The sequence below is a fragment of the Acidovorax sp. FW305-C-20-28 genome, assembly GCF_058783375.1.
Window position 1 is genome coordinate 1 of the sequence record NZ_JBYSYM010000027.1, and the last position, 22,891, is coordinate 22,891.

General features: G+C 68.4%; 24 protein-coding genes. 11 read left to right on the top strand and 13 right to left on the bottom strand.

What is annotated here, in order from left to right:
• Positions 1-113 precede the first annotated feature (113 nt).
• The 6 genes from AC3WOH_RS25755 (at position 114) to AC3WOH_RS25780 (ending at position 5,530) form a co-directional block, all read left to right on the top strand.
• Entirely contained in the window at positions 114-548 is a 435-nt protein-coding gene (locus AC3WOH_RS25755; protein WP_492232182.1) for an RNA 2'-phosphotransferase, read from the top strand.
• Positions 549-675: 127 nt separating this feature from the next.
• Positions 676-1,521, top strand: coding sequence for a hypothetical protein (locus AC3WOH_RS25760; protein ID WP_492232183.1), 846 nt, complete (start codon positions 676-678; stop codon positions 1,519-1,521).
• Between the two features lie 163 nt (positions 1,522-1,684).
• The gene (locus AC3WOH_RS25765; protein ID WP_492232184.1) at positions 1,685-2,821 is read left to right on the top strand and encodes a helix-turn-helix transcriptional regulator; all 1,137 of its coding nucleotides are present in this window, start codon (positions 1,685-1,687) and stop codon (positions 2,819-2,821) included.
• A 95-nt stretch (positions 2,822-2,916) separates the two neighbouring features.
• Complete coding sequence (locus AC3WOH_RS25770) at positions 2,917-4,647, top strand: TPM domain-containing protein (protein WP_492232185.1); 1,731 nt, start codon at positions 2,917-2,919, stop codon at positions 4,645-4,647.
• Positions 4,644-5,111: a lysozyme inhibitor LprI family protein gene (locus tag AC3WOH_RS25775; RefSeq protein WP_492232186.1), complete on the top strand. Its 468-nt coding sequence runs from the start codon at positions 4,644-4,646 to the stop codon at positions 5,109-5,111. The genes AC3WOH_RS25770 and AC3WOH_RS25775 overlap by 4 nt, the downstream gene beginning before the upstream one ends.
• Positions 5,108-5,530, top strand: a complete 423-nt coding sequence (locus AC3WOH_RS25780) for a hypothetical protein (RefSeq protein ID WP_492232187.1) — start codon at positions 5,108-5,110, stop codon at positions 5,528-5,530. The genes AC3WOH_RS25775 and AC3WOH_RS25780 overlap by 4 nt, the downstream gene beginning before the upstream one ends.
• On the opposite strand, the gene phnX is transcribed toward AC3WOH_RS25780, so the two are convergent.
• Genes phnX through AC3WOH_RS25810 form a run of 6 tightly spaced genes read right to left on the bottom strand, consistent with a single transcriptional unit; the run spans position 5,499 to position 12,190 of the window.
• A complete protein-coding gene (gene phnX / locus AC3WOH_RS25785; RefSeq protein WP_492232188.1) occupies positions 5,499-6,380 on the bottom strand; it encodes a phosphonoacetaldehyde hydrolase in 882 nt (293 codons plus the stop codon). The two genes, AC3WOH_RS25780 and phnX, sit on opposite strands and share 32 nt — an antisense overlap.
• A gap of 33 nt (positions 6,381-6,413) precedes the next feature.
• Positions 6,414-7,550, bottom strand: coding sequence for a TIGR03364 family FAD-dependent oxidoreductase (locus tag AC3WOH_RS25790; RefSeq protein ID WP_492232189.1), 1,137 nt, complete (start codon positions 7,548-7,550; stop codon positions 6,414-6,416).
• A complete protein-coding gene (locus tag AC3WOH_RS25795; protein ID WP_492232190.1) occupies positions 7,547-8,245 on the bottom strand; it encodes an HAD family hydrolase in 699 nt (232 codons plus the stop codon). Before AC3WOH_RS25795 ends, AC3WOH_RS25790 begins: the two co-directional genes overlap by 4 nt.
• 8 nt (positions 8,246-8,253) lie before the next feature.
• A complete protein-coding gene (locus tag AC3WOH_RS25800; RefSeq protein WP_492232191.1) occupies positions 8,254-9,969 on the bottom strand; it encodes a putative 2-aminoethylphosphonate ABC transporter permease subunit in 1,716 nt (571 codons plus the stop codon).
• Positions 9,966-11,156 carry a putative 2-aminoethylphosphonate ABC transporter ATP-binding protein gene (locus tag AC3WOH_RS25805; RefSeq protein WP_492232192.1) on the bottom strand — a complete coding sequence of 397 codons (1,191 nt, stop codon included), beginning with the start codon at positions 11,154-11,156 and terminating at the stop codon, positions 9,966-9,968. The genes AC3WOH_RS25800 and AC3WOH_RS25805 overlap by 4 nt, the downstream gene beginning before the upstream one ends.
• The gene (locus AC3WOH_RS25810) at positions 11,156-12,190 is read right to left on the bottom strand and encodes a putative 2-aminoethylphosphonate ABC transporter substrate-binding protein (protein WP_492232193.1); all 1,035 of its coding nucleotides are present in this window, start codon (positions 12,188-12,190) and stop codon (positions 11,156-11,158) included. The genes AC3WOH_RS25805 and AC3WOH_RS25810 overlap by 1 nt, the downstream gene beginning before the upstream one ends.
• A gap of 157 nt (positions 12,191-12,347) precedes the next feature.
• Here AC3WOH_RS25810 and AC3WOH_RS25815 point away from each other — a divergent pair, with 157 nt between their 5' ends.
• Genes AC3WOH_RS25815 through AC3WOH_RS25825 form a run of 3 tightly spaced genes read left to right on the top strand, consistent with a single transcriptional unit; the run spans position 12,348 to position 14,541 of the window.
• Entirely contained in the window at positions 12,348-13,097 is a 750-nt protein-coding gene (locus AC3WOH_RS25815) for a phosphonate utilization associated transcriptional regulator (protein WP_492232194.1), read from the top strand.
• Positions 13,098-13,117: 20 nt separating this feature from the next.
• Entirely contained in the window at positions 13,118-13,678 is a 561-nt protein-coding gene (locus tag AC3WOH_RS25820) for a phosphonate degradation HD-domain oxygenase (RefSeq protein ID WP_492232195.1), read from the top strand.
• Positions 13,675-14,541, top strand: coding sequence for an EamA family transporter (locus AC3WOH_RS25825; RefSeq protein WP_492232196.1), 867 nt, complete (start codon positions 13,675-13,677; stop codon positions 14,539-14,541). Before AC3WOH_RS25820 ends, AC3WOH_RS25825 begins: the two co-directional genes overlap by 4 nt.
• On the opposite strand, the gene AC3WOH_RS25830 is transcribed toward AC3WOH_RS25825, so the two are convergent.
• Positions 14,519-14,893, bottom strand: a complete 375-nt coding sequence (locus tag AC3WOH_RS25830) for a hypothetical protein (RefSeq protein ID WP_492232197.1) — start codon at positions 14,891-14,893, stop codon at positions 14,519-14,521. The two genes, AC3WOH_RS25825 and AC3WOH_RS25830, sit on opposite strands and share 23 nt — an antisense overlap.
• A gap of 146 nt (positions 14,894-15,039) precedes the next feature.
• On the opposite strand from AC3WOH_RS25830, the gene AC3WOH_RS25835 reads away from it, so the two are divergent.
• Together AC3WOH_RS25835 and AC3WOH_RS25840 are read left to right on the top strand one after the other, a co-directional pair.
• Positions 15,040-15,861: a lectin gene (locus AC3WOH_RS25835; RefSeq protein ID WP_492232198.1), complete on the top strand. Its 822-nt coding sequence runs from the start codon at positions 15,040-15,042 to the stop codon at positions 15,859-15,861.
• Between the two features lie 157 nt (positions 15,862-16,018).
• Complete coding sequence (locus AC3WOH_RS25840) at positions 16,019-16,531, top strand: EF-hand domain-containing protein (protein ID WP_492232199.1); 513 nt, start codon at positions 16,019-16,021, stop codon at positions 16,529-16,531.
• A gap of 106 nt (positions 16,532-16,637) precedes the next feature.
• On the opposite strand, the gene AC3WOH_RS25845 is transcribed toward AC3WOH_RS25840, so the two are convergent.
• The 6 genes from AC3WOH_RS25845 to AC3WOH_RS25870 all read right to left on the bottom strand — a co-directional run bounded on the left by AC3WOH_RS25845 (position 16,638) and on the right by AC3WOH_RS25870 (position 22,782).
• Positions 16,638-17,276 (bottom strand): hypothetical protein, encoded by a 639-nt coding sequence (locus AC3WOH_RS25845; RefSeq protein WP_492232200.1) that lies wholly within the window; start codon positions 17,274-17,276, stop codon positions 16,638-16,640.
• Positions 17,277-17,281: 5 nt separating this feature from the next.
• The gene (locus AC3WOH_RS25850; protein ID WP_492232201.1) at positions 17,282-18,901 is read right to left on the bottom strand and encodes a T6SS phospholipase effector Tle1-like catalytic domain-containing protein; all 1,620 of its coding nucleotides are present in this window, start codon (positions 18,899-18,901) and stop codon (positions 17,282-17,284) included.
• Positions 18,902-19,056: 155 nt separating this feature from the next.
• The gene (locus tag AC3WOH_RS25855) at positions 19,057-19,584 is read right to left on the bottom strand and encodes a hypothetical protein (RefSeq protein ID WP_492232202.1); all 528 of its coding nucleotides are present in this window, start codon (positions 19,582-19,584) and stop codon (positions 19,057-19,059) included.
• A gap of 19 nt (positions 19,585-19,603) precedes the next feature.
• Entirely contained in the window at positions 19,604-20,206 is a 603-nt protein-coding gene (locus AC3WOH_RS25860) for a hypothetical protein (RefSeq protein WP_492232203.1), read from the bottom strand.
• Positions 20,207-20,315: 109 nt separating this feature from the next.
• Positions 20,316-20,900: a hypothetical protein gene (locus AC3WOH_RS25865; RefSeq protein WP_492232204.1), complete on the bottom strand. Its 585-nt coding sequence runs from the start codon at positions 20,898-20,900 to the stop codon at positions 20,316-20,318.
• A 58-nt stretch (positions 20,901-20,958) separates the two neighbouring features.
• Entirely contained in the window at positions 20,959-22,782 is a 1,824-nt protein-coding gene (locus AC3WOH_RS25870) for a S8 family serine peptidase (RefSeq protein WP_492232205.1), read from the bottom strand.
• Positions 22,783-22,891 lie beyond the last annotated feature (109 nt).

Below are 22,891 nucleotides of genomic sequence, written 5' to 3' on the forward strand. Positions count from 1 at the left end.
CGCTTGCAAGGTGCACACCTTGCTGCGCACGGGCGCCTTGCATCCAGCCCCCAGGCCGGGCAACGCGATCCCCGAAATCAGGGTGAACAGGCCCTGAGGCCGGCTGCGAGCGCGTGGGCAAGCGCATCAGCCCTGCCCTGCTGCACGAGGTGGTGGCCAGCAATGACAAGCAGCGCTTTGCCTTCAGCGACGATGGCCTGCGCATCCGCGCCAACCAGGGGCATTCGGTCGATGTGGACCTGGGCCTGGTGCCGCAGGTGCCGCAGGTGCCGCCGGACAGGCTGTACCACGGCACGGCATCGCGCTTTCTGACATCCATCTTTGCGCAAGGCCTGCTGCGTGGCAGCCGCCACCATGTGCATCTGACCGAGAAGCAGGACGTTGCGGTGTCCGTGGGCACACGCCATGGCGTGCCCGTGGTGCTGGTGGTGGACGCCCTGCGCATGCAGCGCGACGGGCATGCGTTCTACCGCTCGGACAACGGGGTGTGGCTGACGGACCGGGTGGATGTGGAGTACCTCACGCACCCGACACCCGCGGGCGGATGAATGGAACATGGCGTGACAAAAGTCACAATGGAAGGGCCGCCGGCCGTCTCGCATCCTTCACCTGGATGATGCGCCGGACCCGCTGGTTTTCTACATTCGCCTCCACTGCAACCACCCCAGCCCGTGCGTGAGCGAAGCCTTCACCCCGCCATCTGCCCCGTCAGAACACCTGCCCAACTCCCCGGCGGCCCATCAGGCGGGCAAGGTGGACGATGCGCTGTTCGACACCGCCCTGTGCCTGAACTGCGGGGCCGCGCTCACCGGGCCGTTCTGCGCGCAGTGCGGGCAGAAGAAGGCCGGGCGCATTGGCCGGGCCACGGTGCGCCAGGAGGCCTGGGCGCGATTTCGCTGGTTTGAATGGGGCGTGGTGCGCAATGCGCTGCGCGTGCTGCCGCAACCGGGCACCATGGCGCGCGAGTATGTGCTGGGCATGCGCAAGGACCATCTGCACCCGCTGAGCCTGCTGTGCCTGGCCATCGGCTTCCTGCTCGTGGTGCTGGGGCATACCGATTACCTCAAGCCAGAGCTGCCCAGCGAGGCGGCCGCGCGCATGTATGCGCTGGTGGCCAGCTACTCGAAATGGTCGTTCTCGCTGGGGGCGCTGGCCGCGTTCGTGAGCGCTGCGGTGGTCTTCTGGCGGCGGCTGGGCTACAACGCCGCCGAGCTGCTGGCCTTTGCGCTGGTGTGCCAGGCGGTGTTCATTGCGCTGCAGATCCTGAACCAGCTGCCGCTGGTGCTGGCCCCCTCACCCGGCCTGCTCAAGTGGCACAAGGCCTGGTCGCCGTGGTACATGACGGGGGTGCAGGCGCTGGTCTTCATGGTGGCGCTGTGCCAGTTCTACCTGGTGGACCTGCGGCGCGAGGGCTGGAGGCTGCTGCTGGCCGGCGCGCTGTTTGCCCTGCTCAAGTGGCAAACCACGGCGCTGTACGCGCGCGCCGTGGTGGAGCTGGTGCTGTGGCAGATGGGCCTGTGAAGGCAAAGCCGGCGCCATGCGTGGCACACCCACAACATCATCCATTTGGATGATGCCCGCCTCCAGACGCCCGACATACCATGCCCGGCACAACAATCCAACGACGACGACAAGCGGGAGCAAGGCCTTGACCCACGGGAACTGGCTGGGAGAGCAATTGGGGATGAGCGGGTTCGAGACCCTCATGGCCGAGAGCATGGAGGCCCTGGGCGAGCCCGGCATGGTCGAGCGGCTGCTGCAGCAGCTGGGCGAGCGCCTGGGCAGCCGCAAGGTGGTGCTGTTCTGCCCCCTGCCCGGCACCGATGACCCGCTGGCGGCCTTCCAGTCGGGCATGCCCGACGATTTCCTGTCGCGCTATGCCTCGCTGATCCAGGTGAGCGATGCCTGGAGCGACGCGCTGGAGCGCCAGCACGCCGAGGCCACCGCGCGGGGCGGCTCACTGAGCCAGCAGCTCATCGGCACGGCCGAGTTGCGCCGTGGCGCCTTCTACGCGGAATACCTGCGCCCGCTGGGCATCGATGCCATGGTCAACAGCGTGGTGGAGAGCTCGCCCGAGGTGGGCGTGCATGTGCTGGCCATGTACAACGAGCTGGGTCAGCCGGAATTCACGCAGCAGCAGTTTGCCTGGCTGCGGGCCGTGACGCCCTGGGTGCGCAGCCTGCTGCGCGCACAGCGGCGCATGCAGCAGGCGCAGCGCCACGCCGGCGCGCTGGAGCAGACGCTCAACCAGCTGCCACTGGGCGTGCTGCACGCCAACCGGCAGGGCGAGGTGCGCTACCTCAACGACCATGCGCGCACCTGGCTGGGCGTGGAGGACGAATGCCACTTGCTGCTGCGCCATGCCACGGGCTGGCACAACCGCCAGCCCCTGCGCCTAGCCCAGGTGGATGCCGCTCTGGTGCCGCTCATCGCCGCCAGCCTGGGCACGCGCACACCGGTCTCGCTGCGCCTGCGCACGGCGGGCAACCAGCCCCTGGTGGCGCTGGCGGCGCCGCTCAGGACCGCACCGGGCGCCATGGGCGAGGTGCTGGTGCAGTTCATCCTGGTGCCCGAGACGCCGCCCCATGCCTCGACTGCGGCCTCCGTCTGCAGCGCGCTCTACGGGCTGACACCGGCCGAGGCCGCCCTGCTGCCCCTGCTGCTGCAGGGCATGACGCCACGCGAAATGGCCGACACCCAGGGCGTGAAGATGCCCACGGTGCGCACCCAGTTGGCCAGCCTGTATGCCAAGACGGGGACGCGCGGCCAGGCCGACCTGGCCCAGCGCGTGCTGCGCGTGGCCGCACTGGTGGCGGCCTAGTGACCTGTCCCCCGGCTTTCCCCGTCTATCCGTTCCTTCTCGCCCTCTCCGGCACCCACCCACGGCCCTCGGCCGCATGAAAGGCAAGCACCCGCATGACCACCCAACGCCGCACTCCCCACCTGCACCCCGGCCTGCACTCCGTGGCGCGGGCCAGCATGGCGCTGCTGCTGGGGCTGGCCTGCGCCGCCCCGGCACTGGCGCAAAAGGCTTCGTCCACCACCTCCAGCAGCAGCGCCGGCAAACCCAGCCGCGCCCAGCTCACGGCCGAACTGGCGGCCACGCTGCAGGCCTGCTCGTACGACGGCAGCCCGGTGGCCTTCTCGCCGCCCGATCTGTCCAAGGGGGGCAGCACCGGCAAGGAGGTGGTGGCCGAGATCATGAAGTACACCGGCCTGCCGCCCAACTTCGTGGTGGTGGAGGGGCAGGTGCCCAACGCCGCAGCCGTGATCATGCAGGGCCCCGACAAGGTCCCGCGCCGGGTGATCGCCTACAACCCGGCCTTCATGGGCGATGTGATCCGTGCCACCAAAGCCAACAACTGGGCGCCCGTGAGCATCATGGCGCACGAGATCGGGCACCACCTGTCGGGCCACACCATCGTGCCGGGCGGCAGCCAGCCCCCGATCGAGCTCGAATCGGACAAGTTCAGCGGCTTCGTGCTCTACAAGATGGGCGCGCCCCTGGCCGATGCACAGCGCGCCATTGCCACGCTGATCCCCGAGCAGGACGGCCAGACCCACCCCGGCCGCCGCAAGCGCCTGGCCGCCATCGAGGCCGGGTGGAAGCAGGCCTGCGAACTGCAGGGCGGCAAGGACTGCGCAGGCGGCACACCACCCGCCGTGGCCGTGGCGGCCGCGCCTTCCGCCCCCTCCGCCCCCAAGGCGGCGCCTGCGCCAGTGCCTGCCGCGGCCACCGCCCCCACTCCCACGGCCAGGCCTGCGCCCACCGCCCTGGCCGCAGCGGCCGAGACCTTGCCACGCCCCGATGCGCAAGCCCTGCCTTCCAAGGGCACGCAGTTCATCTACGACGAGTTCGGTTTTCTGGAGCCGGCCCAACGCGCCAAATTCGAAAAGCAGATGTACGAACACGCCCAGGCCGTGGGGGTGGAGATCGTCACCATGCTGGTCAAGGACCTGGGCGGCCTCACGGCCGAGCAGTACGCCTGGGCCATGATGCGCCAGTTGCGCGTGGGCAAGCTGGATGTGGGCAACGGCGCGGTGCTGGTGGTGGCCCCCAACCAGCAGCAGGTGGGCGTGGCGCTGGGGGCCGGCGTGGCCCTGGAGATGGGCGGCAGCGACAAGGCCGCCCAGCTCAAGCGCTGGATGGATTCGGCCTGGAAGCTGTGCCAGTCCAAGGGCAACTGCGGCAACTGGACCGAAAACCTGATGCTGGCGGCCGACCACATCCGCCGCGACACCCGCCACTGGGACTGGAGCATTGCCTACAACTCGCTGGGCGACATCCAGAAGGCAGCGGCCGAGGAAAACGGCAAGCCATCGGCCGACCCCAAGCAGAGCAAGGTGTGGCGCAAGGTCGTTCGCCTGACCGGCACGGTGGAAAACCTGGCCCCGCCGCCAGGCAACAAGGCCGCATGGGTCAACGAGCCCAAGCTCGACGGCGGCCGCAAGAAGGCCGTGCTGCTGCGCAGCGGTGAGGGCTTGACCACCATGCTCTATGTGGATGCGCACACCGAAGCCCTGATGCCCGGTGGCAAGCTGCAGCAGGGCAAGACCTATGCGCTGGTGGCCCGGGAGTCGGGCCTGTCATGGAACCCCAAGGACACCCAGTCCCTGGACCTGCTGAGCTACGCCCTGGCCGAATGATGGCGCGCACCGCCCCCATTCTCCCCAGGCTGTGCGCCGCACTGCTGTTGCTGGCCGGGGCGCAGGCCACGGCGCACGCCCAGCAGGCCACCGCACACCACTGCGGGCGCACGGCAGCCCACCCCATCGATGCGGCCTACGCAGCCGCCATGGAGCGCAGCGGCGGCGTGACCGCCGACATGCGCGATGCCCAGTCCACCGCCTACGCGGCCTGGGACAAGGAGCTCAACCGCCTGTACGCCCAGGTGCTCAAGGCGGCAGGCACTGCGCGCCGCGACAGCCTGCGCGCCGCGCAGCGCGCCTGGCTCGCTTTCGACAAGGCCCAGGCGCAATGGGACATGGCCGTGCATGCCGACCAGGGCAGCTCGGCCGCCCTCAACGTGGCAGGCGCTGGCCTGGCGCGCCTGCGCGCGCGGGTGTGCGACCTGGACAGCGATTTGCAGGCGCTCAAGGACAGCCCATGATGCGCCGCCATGCCCTGCACCACCTGGGAGCCTTGCTGGCCGGCATGGCGGGCCTGATCACGGGCGGGGCCCACGCCCAGGGGCAGGCCCACGGTGGCAAGGTCTGGCTGCGCGTGCGCAATGACAGCGGCATCCCTTTCGGGCATGTGTGGCAAGGCTGGCCGCAGCGCGGCACCGATGTGGACCTGGGCCCCCTGCAGCCCGGGCAGACCAGCCGCTGGCATGGCTTTCCCACCGAACTGCCGCACTACCGCAAGACCCGCATCCAGCTGCCGGACCGCCAGGTGACGGACGTGATCGACCGGGCCTTCCCCGCCGGGCGCAAGGCATTGGCACCGGGGTACTACACCCTCGCCTACTCAGGGAGCGGCAGCCCGGGCCTGCAGCTCAGGCTGATCGAAGACCCGGAACCGCGCTGACGCCGCCCGGCTGCTCCCCGCGCGCCAGCCGCGCCGCAATCGCATCGAGCACCGGCGGCAGATCGGCCACCGAGTCGATCACATAGTGCGCGCCGGCAGCGCGCAGCTTGGCCTCGGCCGCCGCACGGCGCACGGCCTGCTCGGCCGGGCCCAGGGCCTGCCATTCGGCCAGGGGCAGGCCCATGGCGTTGCCGCTGACGGCCAGGCCCACGGCCCAGGTGCCGGCGGCCAGGCCTTCCTGCACGCCCACTTCGGTGTCGTCGACCTTGACCACGGTGGCGGGCCAGCAGATGCCCAGGTCGGCAAAGCACTGCCACATCATCAGCGGTGTGGGCCGGCCGGTGGCCTGGTCGCCGGCGCAGACCAGGTTGTCGGGCACATAGCCGCCCTTTGCGGCGATGGCGCTCACGACTTCCATGATGGGGCGGTTGTAGCCCGTGGTGGACCCGACCTTGAGGCCGCGTGCGCGCACGGCGGCAATGGCATCGAGCGCGCCGGGGATGAAGTCGCAGAAATCGGGCACGACGGCGGCGTTGAGCGGGGTGAACACTTCGTAGAGTTGGTCCACATCGGCATCGGTCAGGGGGCGGCCATACTTGGCTTGCCATTGCGCCGCCACCTCGGGCAGGCGGCCCAGGGCATGGATGTGGTCCCACTTGGCCATGCCCATGGGGCCGCGCGCCTGGGCGATGCTGAGGCTGATGCCGAACTGCTCGAACAGGCGCACGAAGGCGCCCATGGGCGCGCAGGAGCCAAAGTCGAGGATGGTGCCGGCCCAGTCGAAGACGACGGCGCTCAATTGGTCGTGCGCGGACGATACGGCGGGGACGGACGGGGTGGTGTTGCTCATGGTTCTGAATAAATGCAAATCGGAGGCGGTGGCTTACCAGGCGTTGAACACGTCCTCGGCAATGCCGAAGGCAGTGCTGGCGCCGGTGCCGCTGGTGACCAGCACCACGCGGGTGGCGCCGTCGGGGGCGTCGATCAGGCAGTCGGTGCTGGCCGACGAGGGGTAGGTGCCGACCCAGCGCGCGCTGACGGTGGCTTCGCGCAGGCGCAGGGTCTCGCGCAGGTGGCGCAGGATGAGCGCGTCCACGCGCTCGCTGGCAAAGGGCTCGGGCGCCGCGCCGTAGTGGTGCGAGTCGCCCACCACGAGCGAGCCGTCGGCGCTCTGCACCACGATGAGGTGGATGCCGTGGTCCAGCGATTCGCCCTCTTCACGGCGCATCTGTTCCAGCAGGGGCGCGGCCTCGGGCAGGCGGCTGTAGCCGTGGTAGCGCACCAGGCTCAGGTCGGCCATCACGGAGCCGGGCAGCTGGAAGCCCGGCTCGGGCACCACGCGCAGCATCTGCAGCTGGCACAGGCGCAGATCGTGCGGCGCCAGGCGCTCGGCGAACAGGCCATGCAGCTCGGTATTGGTGCACACGGCCACGCGCTCGGCATGCAGCACGGCGCGCGATGTGCGCACGCGCGGCGTGGCCACTTCGAGCACGGCTTCGCCGAAGCGGAACTCCACGCCATGCGCCTCGGCCAGCCAGCGCGCCAGGAGGCCGATGGCGGTGCGCGATTCCACCCGCATCTCGTGCGGGCTGTACAGCACGGACTGGGCGCCCTCCAACTGCAGCGCGGGCGCGCGGCGTGCGGCTTCTTCAATGCCCAGCAGTTCGCAGCCCTCGGCCATTTCGGTGCGCATGAAGGCTTCGAGCACGGTGTGCGCCAGCGGGCGGAAGGCGCTGAGGTACAGGCCGTGGTGCACGGCGGCTATGCCGGCCTGGGGCGCCACATCGCCCCAGACTTCGCGCGCACGCCGGGCGCGGCGCCAGGTGTCGCCCGCGCCCTGGCCGGTGACGGTGATGAAGCCGAAGTTGCGGATGGATGCGCCCACGCAGGCGGCATCGCGCTCGACCACGCAGACCTTGAGGCCGCGTTTCGCGGCGGTGTAGGCATGGGCCAGGCCGACGATGCCGGCGCCGACCACGATGAGATCGAAATGGTGTTCAGAAGAATGGTTGGTCGTCATGTTGTCTCGGAGGCAAGAGAATTGCGCGCCAGCCGCAGCACGGGCCAGGCACGTGCCTGGGCCTCGGCCAGCAGGCGCGGGTCGGGGTCGACCACCACGGGGTGGCCCACGGCCTGCAGCAGGGGCAGGTCGTTGATGGAATCGCTGTAGAAGGTGGCGCTGGCCAACGCGGCATCGGCATCTGCGCCACGCGCAGCGAGCCAGGTGCGCAGCCGCTGCACCTTGCCCTCGCGCATGTTCAGCGTGCCTTCGGTGCGGCCGGCCAGGCAGCCATCGGGAAGCAACTCCAGCTCGGTGGCGATCAGGTGCTCGAAGCCCAGCGCCTGGGCGCTGGGCTCGGCCAGGATGCGGCTCGACGCCGTGCTCAGCACCAGCACATCGCCCGCACCGCGATGGCGCTGCACCAGGGCGTGCGCGGCCTCGGGGATGCGCGGGGCGATCACGCTGGCGAACCAGCCATCCAGCAGCGGCTGCCATTGCTGCGGCGTGCGGCCGGTGAAGAGCGCGGCGTAGAAGCTGCAGAACTCTTGGGGCGCCACGGTGCCGGCGTGGTAGCGGCGGTCCATGTCGGCATTGCGCTCGGCCATGGCGGCATCGAGCAGGCCCTGATCGCCCAAATACGCCAGCCACAGCACCTCGCTGTCGCCGGTGAGCAGGGTGTTGTCCAGGTCGAAGATGGCAAGGCGCTGTGTCATCGTCATCTTCATCGCGTCGGCGAACGCCAGGCCTGGGTTCGCTTGTCCACCAGCTTGCCCAGTCCCAGGTACAGCAGCGTGACCACCGCCGACGTGGCGGCGATGAGCACGGCCATGGCGGCGGCGGGGCCGGTGTCGCCGGCTTCGTCGAGGTTGAGGATGGCCAGCGAAGCCAGCCGCGTGTCGGGCGAGTACAAAAAGACCACGGCCGAGATGGTGGTCATGGCGTTGATGAAGAAGTAGCGCGACACATCGAGCAGCACGGGCAGGCAGATGGGCAGGGTCACGCGCCAGAAGGTGATGTACTGCGGCACCTTGAGCGAGGCCGAGACGGCTTCGAACTCCGCGTCGATGGCCTTGAGCGCCGTGACCATGGTGATGTGGCCCGTGGTATAGAAGTGCACCACGGTGCACAGCACCATGAGCGGCAGTGTCTGGTAGAGCCCATTGAGCGGGTTGCCCGGTGCGTTGAAGAAGAAGATGTAGCCCAGGCCCAGCACCAGGCCGGGCACGGCCATGGGCAGCGTGGCCAGCAGGCGCACCACGGGGCGCAAGGCGTCCATGCCGCGCGTCTTCTCCAGCAGGTAGGCGCCCACGAAGACCACCAGCGTGCCCACCACGGCGGTGCCGGCGGCAAGCTGGAGGCTGTTGAACAGCGCGGTGGACACGCCCGCATCCACCAGGCCGGCCACATAATGGTTGAGGCTGGGGGTGAGGTTGTAGGGCCAGAATTGGGCGAACGAGGCGAACACCGCCATGCCGAACATGGCCAGCACCAGGGCCGCAATGGCCAGGCAGTACAGCAGCATCAGCGTGTCGAACCCGCGCCGGGGCCGGGGCACCAGGGCCACGGCACGCGCGGTGAGCGTGGCGGTCTGCTTGCGCTGCACCAGAGCATCGACGCCGAAGGTCAGCACCGCGGGCAGCAGCAGCAACAGGGCCACCACGGCACCGCGCTGAAAGTCCTGCTGGCCGATGACGAGCTTGAACACATCGGTGGCGAGCACATTGAAGTTGCCGCCCACCACCTTGGGGATGCCGAAGTCGGTGATGACCAGGGTGAAGCAGACCAGCGCGGCCGAGATCAGCCCATACTTGGCGCCCGGCAGCGTGATGGTGAAGAACTTGCGCACCATGCCCGTGCCCATGGCGTCGGCCGCCTCGTACAGGCGCGCGTCGGCCAGCGAGAGCGCCGTGACCAGGATCATCAGCACGTGCGGAAAGGTGGCGAAGCACTGCGCCAGCACGATGCCCGAGGCGCCATAGATGCCGCTGAAACCCAGGCCCTGCCAGAAATCCTTGGCAATACCCTGGTTGCCGAACCAGTAGATCATGGAGATGGCCGACAGCAGCGAGGGTGCCAGCAGCGGCAGCAGCATGGTGCTGCGCAGCAGGCCCTTGCCCGGCATGCAGCTGCGCGTGAGCGCGTAGGCGAACGCGAAGGCCAGCGGCACCACGATGGCCGTGACCAGCAGCGACACCCAGACGCTGTTCCACAGGCTGCCCAGCAGCGCGGGCGAGGCCAGGTAGGCAGTAAAGGCCGCCAGCCCTGCGGTCGCCCCGTTGCCCTGCAGCGACTGCGAGAGAATGGCCACCAGCGGCGCCAGCAGGCCCAGCACCAAGAGCAGCACCACGGCCAGCAGGCCCGCGTGGGCCACGCGGTCGCTCCAGTGCAGGCGTTGGCGCAGTGGCGGGGCGGCCACGGGCAGTGCCATGGCGTTCATGCGCCCTCCCCTTCGGATTCTTCGGATTGCGCCGCGAACACGCGCAGCCGGTCCATGCGCAGCGCGAAGCGCAGTTGCGCGCCTTCGCGCACGTGGAACTCGTCCATCTGGTTGAGCGAGTACTGCAGCTGCAGCGGCTGGCCCGGCAGGCCGTCCACATCGACCTCCACCAAGCAGTTGCCGCCCAGGAACTCGATGCGCAGCACCCGGCCCGTGCACAGGCCCGGCGCGTCGTCCGGCAGCGCGCCGACCACGCGGTCCTCGGGCCGCAGGTACAGCTCCACCGGCCGGCCGGCGCGGAAATCGGCGCCCGCGCCGGGCGCGCACTGCAGGCGCTTGTCGCCGCAGCGGAACCAATGGTCTCCTTCGGCCACGGCCTGCAGGCGGTTGACCTTGCCGATGAAGCGGGCCACGAAGGGCGAGGCCGGCTCACGGTAGACCTGGGCCGGCGTGCCCACCTGCTCGATCACGCCATGGTTCATGACCACGATGCGGTCGGCCACGGACAGGGCTTCCTCCTGGTCGTGCGTGACCATCACCGTGGTCACGCCCAGTTCACGCTGCAGCGCACGGATCTCGTTGCGCAGGTGCACGCGCACGATGGCGTCGAGCGCCGACAATGGCTCATCGAGCAGCAGCAGCCCCGGCGAGGTGGCCAGGGCGCGCGCCAGCGCCACGCGCTGCTGCTGGCCGCCGGACATCTGCGCCGGGTACTTGGCGCCGCTGCCGGGCAGGCCCACCAGGGCCAACAGCTCCTGCACGCGCGCGGCGATCTGCGCACGCGGCTGGCGCCGGTTGACCAGGCCGTAGGCCACGTTGTCGGCAATGCTGAGGTTGGGAAACAGCGCGTAGGACTGGAACACGATGCCGTAGTCGCGCCCCGCCGGCGGCAGCACGGAGATGTCGCGCCCGGCCTGGTGGATGCGGCCGGCGGTCTGCGTCTCCAGCCCGGCGATGATGCGCAGCAGCGTGGTCTTGCCGCAGCCCGAGGGGCCCAGGAAGCACACGAACTCGCCGCGCGCGATCGCCAGGTCGATGCTCTGCAGCGCCGTGAAGCCGCCGTAGCGCTTGTGCACGCCATGCAGTTCCAGGTAGGCATCGCTGGCGGTAGTGGGGGTGTGCATGGTCGCCTTTGCGGGCAGCGGCTCGCCGCTGCGCCCGTCCATGGCCTCTCGGGGGGCGAACATCACTTCTTCGCTTCGCTCTTGGTGTCGTAGCGGCGCGTCCACTCGGCCAGCACGCGCTCGCGGCTGGTGGCCGACTGGTCGAAGTCCATCTTGATCAGGCGCGCCTCGTAGTCGGCCGGAATGTGGGCCAGCTTGGGCGCCACGCCGGGCTGCGCGGTGATGGCGAAGTTCTTGCCGTACAGGATCATCGCGTCCTTGGACGAAGCCCAGTCTGCCAGCTTCTTGGCGGCGTCGAGCTTCTTCGTGCTCTTGTAGACGGCAAAGCCCTCCAGGTCCCAGCCCAGGCCCTCCTTGGGGAACACCAGGTCGATGGGGGCGCCCTTGGCCTTGTTGGTGTAGCCCCGGTACTCGAAAGAGATGCCGGCCACGAACTCGCCAGCCGCTGCCATGTTGCAGGGCTTGGAGCCCGAATGCGTGTACTGGGCGATGTTCTCGTGCAGCGCGTCCATGTACTTCCAGCCACCACCCTTGCCGCTGTCGTCGCCCCACAGCTGCAGCCAGGCCGCCACGTCGAAGTAGCCGGTGCCCGAGGAAGCGGGGTTGGGCATGACCACCTGGCCCTTGAACTCGGGCTTGAGCAGGTCCTTCCACGTCGTGGGCAGGGCGATGTTCTTCTTCTTGGCCTCGACGGTATTGAAACACACCACGGCACCGAACACGTCCATGCCCCACCAGGCGGGGACCTTCTTCTTGTCGCGGTACTGGGGCATCAGCGCGTCGAGGTTGAGCGGCGCGTAGGGCTCGAGCATGCCGCTCTTGTCGAACAGGGCCAGGCTGGAGGCGGCCACGCCCCAGATCGCGTCGGCCTGGGGGTTGGCCTTTTCGGCGAGCAGCTTGGCGGTGATGACGCCGGTGGAGTCGCGCACCCACTTGATGGCGATGTCCGGGTGCACCTTGTTGAAGGCCTCCTGGTAGGCCTTGAGCTGGTCCGTCTCGAGCGCGGTGTAGACCACGAGCTCGGTCTTTTGCGCGTGGGCAGCAGTGGCAACAACCAGCCCGAGGGCTGCGGCAATGAGGTGTTTGGCAATTTGCATGGAAGAACTCCGGGTCAGAGAAGCGGCGAATATGCCGATGCGACAAGTCATCTTCATGACACATTGCTGATGCAAAATGCAGGCCAACCCGGTTGATTGTCTATTGCCTATCGTAGATTGTAGACAATCTGTGCTCTGCAACGTACCATTGCACCCCATGGCGACACCCTCTTCCAGCACCCGCACCACCATTGCACAGCTTCAGGGCAATTCGCTGCCCAAGCTGGTGCAAAACGAGATCGAACGCATGATTCTGGACGGCGCCCTGCTGCCTGGCGCCAAGCTCACCGAGGCCACGCTGGCCGACCAGTTGGGCGTGTCGCGCGGGCCGGTGCGCGAGGCCTTTCGCCTGCTCGAAGAAGCCGGCCTGGTGCGTACCGAGAAGAACCGCGGCGTGTTCGTGCGCGCCGTGCCGATCGAGGAGGCGCTGGAGATCTTCGAGGTGCGCGCGGTGATGGACCTGTATGTGGGCCGCAAACTCGCGCAGACGGCCACGGCCACCGAAGTGCGCGAGCTGCGCCAGCTGGTCGATGCCATGGACCAGGCCGTCAAGGGCGGCAACGCGCAGGACTACCACCGCTTCAACCTGCAGTTCCACGACCGGTTGCTGGAGCTGGCGGGCAATGCCAAGCTGGTGGCCACCTACCGCAAGCTGGTCAACGAGCTGTCGCTGTTCCGCCGCCAGAACCTGACCGAAGAGTCCATGGCCGTGTACTCGCGCGAGCACAAGGCCATCGTCAAGGCGATTGCCGCGGGCGATGCCGAGGCCGCCGGCCAGGCCATGCACGACCACGTGATGAACAGCCGCGAGCGCACGCGCCTGAACTACGAGGCCCGGCATGCCGACCCGGCCCAGCCTGCTGCGGCCCCCACCACCCCGGGCGCACGCCGCACGGTCACCGCCTGAGCGGACACAGGGAGCACGCCATGGCACTGACACTGGACGACATCGGCCAACTGTTCGCCCGCAAGGGCGGCGCGCAGTACAGCGGCGAGCCGGTCACGCAGCGCGAGCATGCGCTGCAGTGCGCCTGGCTGGCCGAGCAGTCGGGTGCCGACGATGAGCTGATCACCGCCGCCCTGCTGCACGACCTGGGCCATCTGCTCAACGACCAGGGCGAATCGCCCACCTTGCGCGGCATCGACGACCTGCACCAGTTCTACGCCCTGCCATTTCTGCGCGGGCTGTTTTCCGAGCGCGTGCTCGACGCCATACGCTGGCATGTGGATGCCAAGCGCTACCTGTGCGCAGTGCAGCCGCACTACTACGAGAACCTGTCCGAAGACTCGCGGCGCAGCCTGCAGCTGCAGGGTGGCGTGTTCAGCGCCGAAGAGGCGCAGGAGTTCCTCGCGCGCCCGCATGCGCACGATGCGGTGCGCGTGCGGCTGTGGGACGACCTGGCCAAGCAGGCCGACTTTGCCACCCCGCCCATGGTCCACTACCTGGCCCGCGCACGCCGCTGCATGCAGGAGGGCGCCCCCGCGTGACGCTGGCTGCACCTGTGGTTCTGGCCGTGCTGTTTGGCGCATTGCTGCACGCCAGCTGGAACGCGCTCATCAAGTCGGCCGCCGACAAGGAACTCGACACCGCGCTGATCCACAGCCTGGGCTTTTTCATCGCCGCGCCGCTCCTGCTGGCCACGGGGCTGCCAGTGGCGGCGGCCTGGCCGTACCTGGCGGCCTCCAGCGCGATCCACATCGGCTACTACCTGGCACTGGCGGGCGCCTACCGGCATGGTGACCTGGGTCTGACCTACCCCGTGATGCGCGGCTGTGCACCGCTGCTGGTGGCGCTGGGCAGCCACCAGTTGCTGGGCGAATCGCTGTCGCTGCTGGCCTGGGGCGGCGTGGCCGCCGTGTGCGCCGGCGTGCTGCTGCTGGGGCTGTCGCGCGCCAGCGCGTCGCCGCCCGAACAACGCCGCCGGGCGCTGCGCTTTGCGCTGGTGAACGCGCTCATCATCGCCGCCTACACCGTGATCGACGGCCTGGGCGTGCGCGCCGCGGGCGATGCGGGCGCCTATGTGGCGGCGCTGTTCCTTTTCGACGGCATTCCCTACCTGCTGGTGGTGCTGTACCAGCGCGGGCCGCAGGAGCGGCGCGCCGCGCTGGCCTACATGGCGGGGCGCTGGCGCATTGCCAGCCTGGGCACCGTGGCCTCCCTGGGCAGCTACGCCATCGCCCTGTGGGCCATGACGCGTGCGCCCGTGGCCGTGGTGGCGGCGCTGCGCGAAACCTCGGTGCTGTTCGCCGCGCTGCTGGGCACGCTGTGGCTGCGCGAGCCGTTTGGCGCGGGCAAGGCCATGGGGGTGTGCACCATTGTCGCGGGTGTCATGGCGTTGAGGTTCGGCTAGCCAACAGCAAGGCCCCTACGGCGACCAGCGCCACCCACGACAGGTGCTTGCCACGCGTGAAATAGAGCGGAAAGGCGGCCGACACCAGCGCGGTGGTGCCGATCACCAGCAACAGCTCATTGCGCCCCAGCGGGCCATGGCCCAACGAAAGCACCACATAGGCCAGAGCCCACCACACCACGGTGAGCAGGTGCCACACGAAGCGCAGCGTGCCGGCAGTGAAGGCCGTGCTGCCCAGCACCTTGGGCAGCGCATCGGCGCGCTGGAACAGGCGCATGAGCAGGTAGCGCTCGCCCAGGACGGAATGGGCAAGCCCGGTCAACCAGATCAGCACGGCAGCAGTTATCAGCATGGTAGACCGTGATGATAGGGCCCGGCCTGCCTTCTTCTCTCAAGGCGACACACCGAGCCCACATAATGCACCCAAGAGATGGATGCTGCCGGCGCACGGCCCCGGCACGGTGGACGTAACCCATTGCAACAAGGAGGAATCACACCATGACCCGACACCCGAACCGCATGCGGCGCAAGGCCTGGCTGCTGTGCGTGCCACTGATGCTGGCCCAGGCCCACCCGGGCGTGCAGGCACAGCAGACCCAGGACCAGATCGTCGAGCTGCGCTCCAACGGCGGCTACACCTCGGCCCGCCTGGCCGACGATGTGACCCAGGTGGACCTGGCCGAGCAGGTGCAGGGCGCCTGCCGCTTCAACCGCAGCTGGGGCTATGACCTGACCAACCGCGAACTCTGGACCAACGATGGCTGCGGCGGGCGCTTTCGCATCACACGCACTTACGCACAGAACAATGGTGGCGGCAGCTCCAACAACGCAGGCGCCGCCGTGGCGGCCGTGGCCGCGATCGCCGGCATTGCCCTCCTGGCCAACCAGCACAACCGCGACGACGACCGCCGCCCCGACTACCCGGACTACGGCGGCGGTGGCGGGCGCGGCGGCGAGATCCGCGTGGACGGCCGCCTGTGCCTGGATGTGACCAAGGGCAACTTCCGCCCCGGCAATGCATTGCAGGTGTTCGAATGCAATGGCACGGATTCGCAGCGCTTTCGCGTGGGCCGCGGTGGCGAGATCCGCGTGCGCGACCTGTGCCTGGACGTGGAGCGCGGCGACCCGCGCGACGGCGCCCGCGTGGTGCTGTGGTCCTGCTCGGGCTCGCGCAGCCAGCAGTGGGGCACGCGCGGCGGCCAGATCGTGAGCCAGCTCAACGGCAAGTGCCTGGACGTGGTGGACGGCCGCATCCGCCCCGGCAACCCGACCATGGTGTACCAGTGCAACCGCAGCCCCAGCCAACGCTGGTGGTGGTAGGAGCGTCTGAAAAAGCCCTTCTGGCGTCGTTGCTGCGTCTTGTCGTACTGGCCGTACTGCCTGCGACGCAGCGCCTAGCCAGAACCGCTTCGCTGGGCTTTTTCAACCGCTCTGAAGCGCATTCTTGATCCTGGACAACAGCCAAGAGGACAACCTCATGACACTGATGACAATCCGAGCCCTCCCCCTGCTCTGCGCAGTTGCCTGCAGCCTGGCGCTGGCGCTGCCCGCCATGGCACAGACAGGCACCAGCACACCCGCTGCCGCGCCCGCCAAACCCACCGCCGGCGCCCAGCCGCACCGCCCGGCCGGCAAGCACTCGCTCGACGAGCGGCTGCAGGCGCGCTGCGCCGCCGCTGACATGGACCACGACGGCAATGTCTCGCTCGACGAGTTCCACCAGGACATCGTGCAGGGCTGGCACAGCCTGGGGCCCGACGCCAGCGGCCACGTCGTGCTGCTCGAACTGGCCCAGGTGCCCGGCATGGGCAAGGGCCGCGTGCGCCGCCTGGCCGCCACCGACAAGGACGGCGACGGCAAGCTCTCCTTCAAGGAGGTGGTGGAGGCGCGCATGGCCTACTTCGATGCCGCCGATGCGGACAACAACGACCTGCTGTCGGTGCAGGAGTGCGTGGCCTTCGAAAAGAAGCGCCGGAGCAGCGGAAAGTAGGCATCCTTTCTGTTGCTGCCCCTGGGCGACACCCGCGTGTGACCCAGGGCGTCCCCCCTCCCTTCAGGGTACGGACATCAAAAACTGAAGCGCAAGGCAAAGCGCACTATTTGCACGGCACCTCACTGGCAGCGTCGCCCTCGCGTTTGATCACCAAGAGCAGGTTGCCGAAGTTGTTGCCGTAGAAGCGATGCGCATCATTCACATAAAAGGACAGCTCTCCAGCCATACACGAAAGTCGTGAGCCATCAGGCACGTGTCGTGGATTCTTGCTTTCGCTGGCAGTAGCCATCAAGGCAAACCAGTTTTCCCCCTCGTGCTTTTTCATGTGCCCCAACCATTGGGTAATGAAACCGCCCGTGTCCCCCCGCGGCGCGGGCGTCTTGCGATCCTTGTCGTACCAGGTGCGTGATGCAGCCTCAGGAATAGAAATCGTATATACGTCCTTGGACTCCAACATCAGGCCTGTTCCCATGCCTGACTCTTCAAAATGGACGGCTGATTGCACGACAAACCAGCAACTTGAACCTGGCTGGAGCCTATGCGGGCGCCGCACATCGCTCGACATACCCAAACAAGGCGGCATAGGGGGATTGGTCACAGCGACCGATGCAAACGGCAAGGGCTGGTCGATGCGATGCTCCGTGATCTCATTGGACGCGCACCCGGCCAGCAATGCGCAGCCGCCAATGGCCAGCGTGGTGAAGACGGCTTTCAGGCTGAACGAGGAGAAGGTGTTCGACATGGCGTTCACTTGGTAGATGGGTCTTTGCAGGTCTTGCTGCTTGCGTCCCACTCTCTTACCTGGATGGCGGCAGACCCGACGGGGCAGCGGAAGTCACCTGTCCCACCGCTACCGGCAGAGAACGCCACCTCGCGCAGAATTGGAGGGTTGGCCAGCTCCGTGTCTGGCGCCACGCAAAAGGTGCCTGTGCGGCGCAGATCGAGATACCGGTTTTCATTGGGCCGAGGCGGCATCGCCACGCGGCGCTCGGCCACACTGGGGTGCATGCACAGTTGCCCAGCAAACTGGGCCATGGGCTCATGCACACCCGCGTCGCCACAGGCCAACGGATCCCCTGCCAGACTGCATGCCTTGGCCTGGCCCAGTGCGTAGGCGGCCAGGTTGCGGTTCATGCGGTGGTAGATGGCCGACATCGCAGACTCCGGGTCGTGGCTGCTGCCGTAGGTGTCTTGCCTGACTCTGGTATCTGCCGGCAACAAGCGCTGCTTGGCCTCTATTCCCGCTTCTACATGGTTCAGCATGGTGACCATCCAGTTCAGGCTCAAACCCGACATGTCCGACCCCACGTATCCCCCCCCCACATCGGAGTGGGCCCCCGGGAACCAGACCTCCTCAATGAGCTTGGGCTGCCCTTGCAGGTCGCTCGGAGCCACGGCGTCAGGCGTGCCATCAGGGCAGTTGTCGTGGATCTTGGCCAACGGATCCGAGCGCTTGGGTAGGCGCTTGTTGCTCAAAAGATGTTGGCGCGTGACCAGCAGGGGCGTGAAGATCCATTCCCGGTTGTCGTCCAGCGACACGGCATGCAGCACGTTCTCAACGTTGTGCAGTTGGTCACCATACCTTTGGTTGGGTTCGTCGATATCGACATGCAGGGCCCGTATGTCACCCTTGTGCAGAAGCCGTGCAGGCCAGCCGGACACACCGCCTCCCAGGGCGCCCACCGTGTCCCAGAGGCCGAGCACCGCCACGGGGCGGGACTGGTAGGCAGTGGATCCATCGGAGTTCAAGCCACCGCGCACGCGGGCTATCTTGCAGGGGTAGCGGCGATGGAGGAAGGCCTCGCGCATCTCGTCATACATCGCAGAAACGTACTGCACCTGCTCAGAGAAGGTCCGGGGCGTCACGCCTTTGGCCACAGTGAGCTGCGGGGGCTTGTCGGGCAAGCCTACATACTGCAGCATGGAAGCCAGCACCCGTGCCTGGTAGGCACCGCGGCTAAAGCCAAAGATGTAGACCTTGTCGCCGGCCTGGTAGTTGCTGAGCAAAAAGTTGTACGCCAGCACCACCCTGTTTTGTGCCCCCAGGCCCAGGCCTGCGCCAAACGCATCATTGCCCACACCGACCCCCTCGACATACAGTGTGGACAGGTGGGGCTTGTCCTGCAGCGACACCAGCGAGTGCAGGCGTTTCACATTGGTGCTGCTCTCGGCATCGTTGGCCGTGCCATCGAAAAAGATCGCATGTGTCCTGGGACCTGCACTGGTCGCCGTGCGTGCAGTGACTCCCGGTGGGGACTCGGCCCCGATACGAATCAGCTGCTGCTGATGGTAGATGCCGGAGCATCCCGCCAACGCAAGCGCTGCCACACCCGCCAGCAATGGCTGGAGAAATCGTTTTGCAAGCATCCCATCCCTCTCATATGTTTCTTTTCAGTTACATATATTAGGACGCTCTTCTCGGACCTGGCAAGCAAAGAATGGCACTGCCGCACGGTCGGCTCCGGTGCGCAAGCGGCGCCAGACCTCAGGCTGCAAGCATCCCCGCAGTTCAGGCCCGCGCTTTACCCCATCGCATGCACCAGCCCCCAGAGCACCCCCACCCCTGACAGCAGCGCACAGGCCGCCAAGGCCGTGTCGCCCCAGGGCATGGGCCGGCGACTGCCCAGGGCCCACAGGAAGGCGATGGGCAGCGGCGCCACGGCGACCACGGCGGCGCCCACCCAGAGTGCGCCGGTCCACCAGCCGATGAGCCCGCCCCAGACCAGGCCGAGCAGGCACAGGCCGAGCGCGGCGATAGGGCGGGAGATGTTCCAGGGCTCGCCCTGCCAGGCGAAGTCCGCCGGCGTGCCGGCGGGGGTGTGCACGGTCGCGGGCTTGCCTGCGGCGGCGGCCTGGGCATCGGCGTGCCAAAGGATGCCGATGCCGGCAGCCCCCAGCACCAACCAGATGCCCATGCCGCCCGTGAACCAATCCACCCACTGGGCCAGCGCCACGGCAGCCAGCAGGCCCAGCAGCAGGGGCAGCAGCAGGCGCCCATAGCACCGGTCGGCCAGGGTGGCGATGAATCCGGCCGGTGGTGTGGCGTCCATGGTGCGATCGGTCCTGACCTCAGCGGGGGTTGGCGTGCGCGGCGGGCGCACCCCGTACCAGGGTGACGGCCGGCTGCGCGCTCTGCCAGAACGCAGCCTCGCGCACGGGCGCGCCCCAGGCGTGCAGGCAGTCGAGCACGGTCTCGCGCTGCAGGCGGTCGCGCACGCGGCGGGCGGTGTAGGCGTGCGTGGCCTCGTAGGGCAAGGGCTCGCCCTGCTGGAAGAACTCCCAGCGCGGCGCATCCTTCATGGCGCGCACCGCACGCTGCATGCGGTTGCCCGTGTAGGTGATGAATTCGTTGATGGGCTCGGCGTCCGACGCTGCGCTGCTGCGCACGGCCACGCCGTCGTGGCCGAAGCGCTCACATGCATACGACACCACGAAATAGTCGCCCGAGCCCACACCCGGCATGACCGCCGTGAGCCCCGGGTCGCACGCTGGCGACCACAGCAGCAGCGGCAGTGCGCCGCGCTGGTAGCCCTGCGCCGGAAAGTCCAGCGCGGTGCTCTCGGCGCGCGACGCCACCAGCGGGGGCAGGCCGGCGAACTGCCCGATCAGCCCGTGCAAGGGCGTGCGCACCACCGACAGGTTGAAGAACGGGCGTTCGAGAACGGGGGGCATGGTCGTCAATGGCCTGCGCGGCAGGCATGCCGCGGGCGCATCATGGCACAGCCGCGCCCCCCGCAAGGGGCGGGCTGCAGCAGCGCTGGCCAGGCCTGCCGCCACGGCCTTACCGCGTGGCCGTCTGCTTCCACCAGTTGGGCATGGCGGCCAGCACCTCGCCGCCGGACTTGAGGCTGTTGGCCAGCTCCAGCGCAGCGCTGCCAGGGGCCGTGGCGATCAGGTACCAGTTGCCCATGGCTCCGGTAGCGCCCATGCGCTGGGTGATGGCCAGGCCCTTGGCCTGCGCCCAGGCGCGCACCTGGGCATCACTCCAGTCGGGGGCGAACTTCACGAGCACGCCACCGGGCAGCGCCATGAGCCGGCCCGCGGGCGAGTTGCCCTCGCGGTACACGGGCGAGGTGTGCGTGCCCGCGCCTTTGGCCACGGGCTGGCTGGCGGGCTGCAGCTGCACCAGGGGTGCGGGGCTGGCGGCATCGCCCACGCTGCGCGCCTGGGTGTTGCTGCTGCCGGCCTCGGGCGTGGGGTTGATGATGGCGACCAGGTTGGTATCGAGCGTGATGGTGCGCTGGGTATCACCGTCGAAGTAATGGGCCGCGCCGGCGGCCAGGGCGCCCGTGGTGAGGGCACCGGCGGCCAGGGCCAGGGCGGCGTGGCGCAGCAGGGAGAAGGAGGGAGTGGTGGTGAGCTTCATGGTGTGAGGCCTCGGCAGGTGTTCGGTGAAAGGGTGTGGCGTGGAGGGCATGCCGGGCTCAATAGCCATAGGCCTTGATGCTCCAGGCCGAGACGCTGCCGGTCTCGCCCGTCTTGCCGTCGCGCACGGACAGGGTCCAGTTGCCGTCGGCCGCCTCGCCCATCAGGCGCACGATGCCGAAGGTGAAGCCGCCTTCGAGCGCGGCGCCACAGCTCACGGCATTGCCTGCCGTGTCCTTGCAGTCGCGCACTGCCGACACCGTGCTGCGCGTGCCCGCGGGGCTGGTGAGCGTGATCTCCAGGTTGCCCACGTTGGTGTGGTTGGAGGTGATGGCCAGCTCCACGAACTCGAGCTTGCCAATGCCGCTGCCCTGCAGCGTGAGGCTGCTGGTGGCGGCCGGGCCGTCGTCGGCAATGGCCAGGGCACTGCCCAGCGTGGCCGCCTGGGCGGCGGTCTTCTGCGCGGGCAGCAGCGACCAGCCGGCGGCGGCGCGCACGGCGGCCAGGGCGTCGATGGCGCCGTAGCCGTACTCATGGTTCACATGCAGGCCGCCGCCATTGGTCACCCAGCCGGCGTTGTTGGGATCGGTCTTGCGCGCGGTGCGGGCGAAGATGGCGCGCACATCGCGCCAGGTGAGCGCGGGGTTGGTCTCCAGCAGCAGCGCGGCCACACCAGCGGCCTGGGGCGTGGCGGCCGAGGTGCCATTCATGCAGCGCGTGTAGTTGGGGCTGCCGGTGATGTCCTGGGGCTTGTTGCCGTCGTTGTAGCCGCCCGCGCCCGACACGTCGGTGGTGGTGGTCGTCTGCGTGCTGCAGAACTCGCCGCCATAGGCGGCGACCAGCACGTTGGAGCCGGGTTCGGAATACGAGGAGCGCTGGCCCTGGTCGTTCATCGCGCCGATGGCCAGCACGCCCTGGAAGTTGGCCTGGCCATCGTAGTCCGACCGGTCTTCAGGAGCACCGTTGCCGGCCGCCCAGGTGTAGATGGCGCCCTTGCCGCCGCGCCCGCTGGTGATGCCGGTGCGGATGGCGTCGCGCCACAGCTCGTCGGCCGGGGCCAGCAGGCCGTTGCTGTCGGCCGCGCCGTAGCTGTTGGTGTAGATGTGGTTGCTGGCCAGGTCCTTGGTCACGGCGTCGGCCCCGAAGGCGCCGGTGGTGGCCGCCAGCAGGTTGTAGCCCACCAGGCGCGCATTGAAGGCCACGCCCGTCACGCCCAGGTTGTTGTCGCCAATGGCCGCGGCCAGCCCGCCGCAGCTGGTGCCGTGCGAGCTGGTGGAGGACGAGGGGTCGCCATAGCTGTTGGTGCGGTAGTCCCAGCTCTTGCCGGCCACCACGCGCAGGTCCTCGTGGGAGACATCGAGGCCGTCGTCGATCACCGCGATCTGGATGCCCGTGCCCGTGGCCAGCTGCCAGGCCTTGCCCACGTTGAGGTCTTCGCCCGCGAGCGCCGCCGGGCCGCCCGCGCCGCTCTGGCCGGTGTTCTTGAGGTGCCACTGGCGGCTGAACAGCGGATCGTTGGGCACCAGCGCGGCCAGCGGCGCGCCGCCGCCCACGCTGACCAGCCCGCCCAGCGTGATCACCACGTCATAGAAGGACTGGCTGCCCACCGTGAGCGTCGCAATGGTGAGCTGCCCGTTGGACGGGTTGAAGCTGTCATAGCTGCGGTTAGGGCCCGTGGCGCTGAAGCCCAGCACACTGCCCACGGTGACGACGACGTTCTCGTACCTGTTGTCCCCTACCACCAAGCTGCCGATGCGCACCTCGGTGGGGCGGTCGGGGGACCAGGTGGTGGCCGCACCCGACAGCCCGCAGGTGGCGGCCAGCACGGCGGTGACGAGGGCCAGGCGCGCAGGCCTGCGGATGGTGGATCGTGGAAGACGCATGGAAGACACCCCTGTTGGTTTGATTTGATGGCGGCAGGATCGTGGTTTCAGGTGCCGCTTGGCGATTATCAAAACCGCTTTTGCTTTGCGCCAGCGAAATATGGCTGAG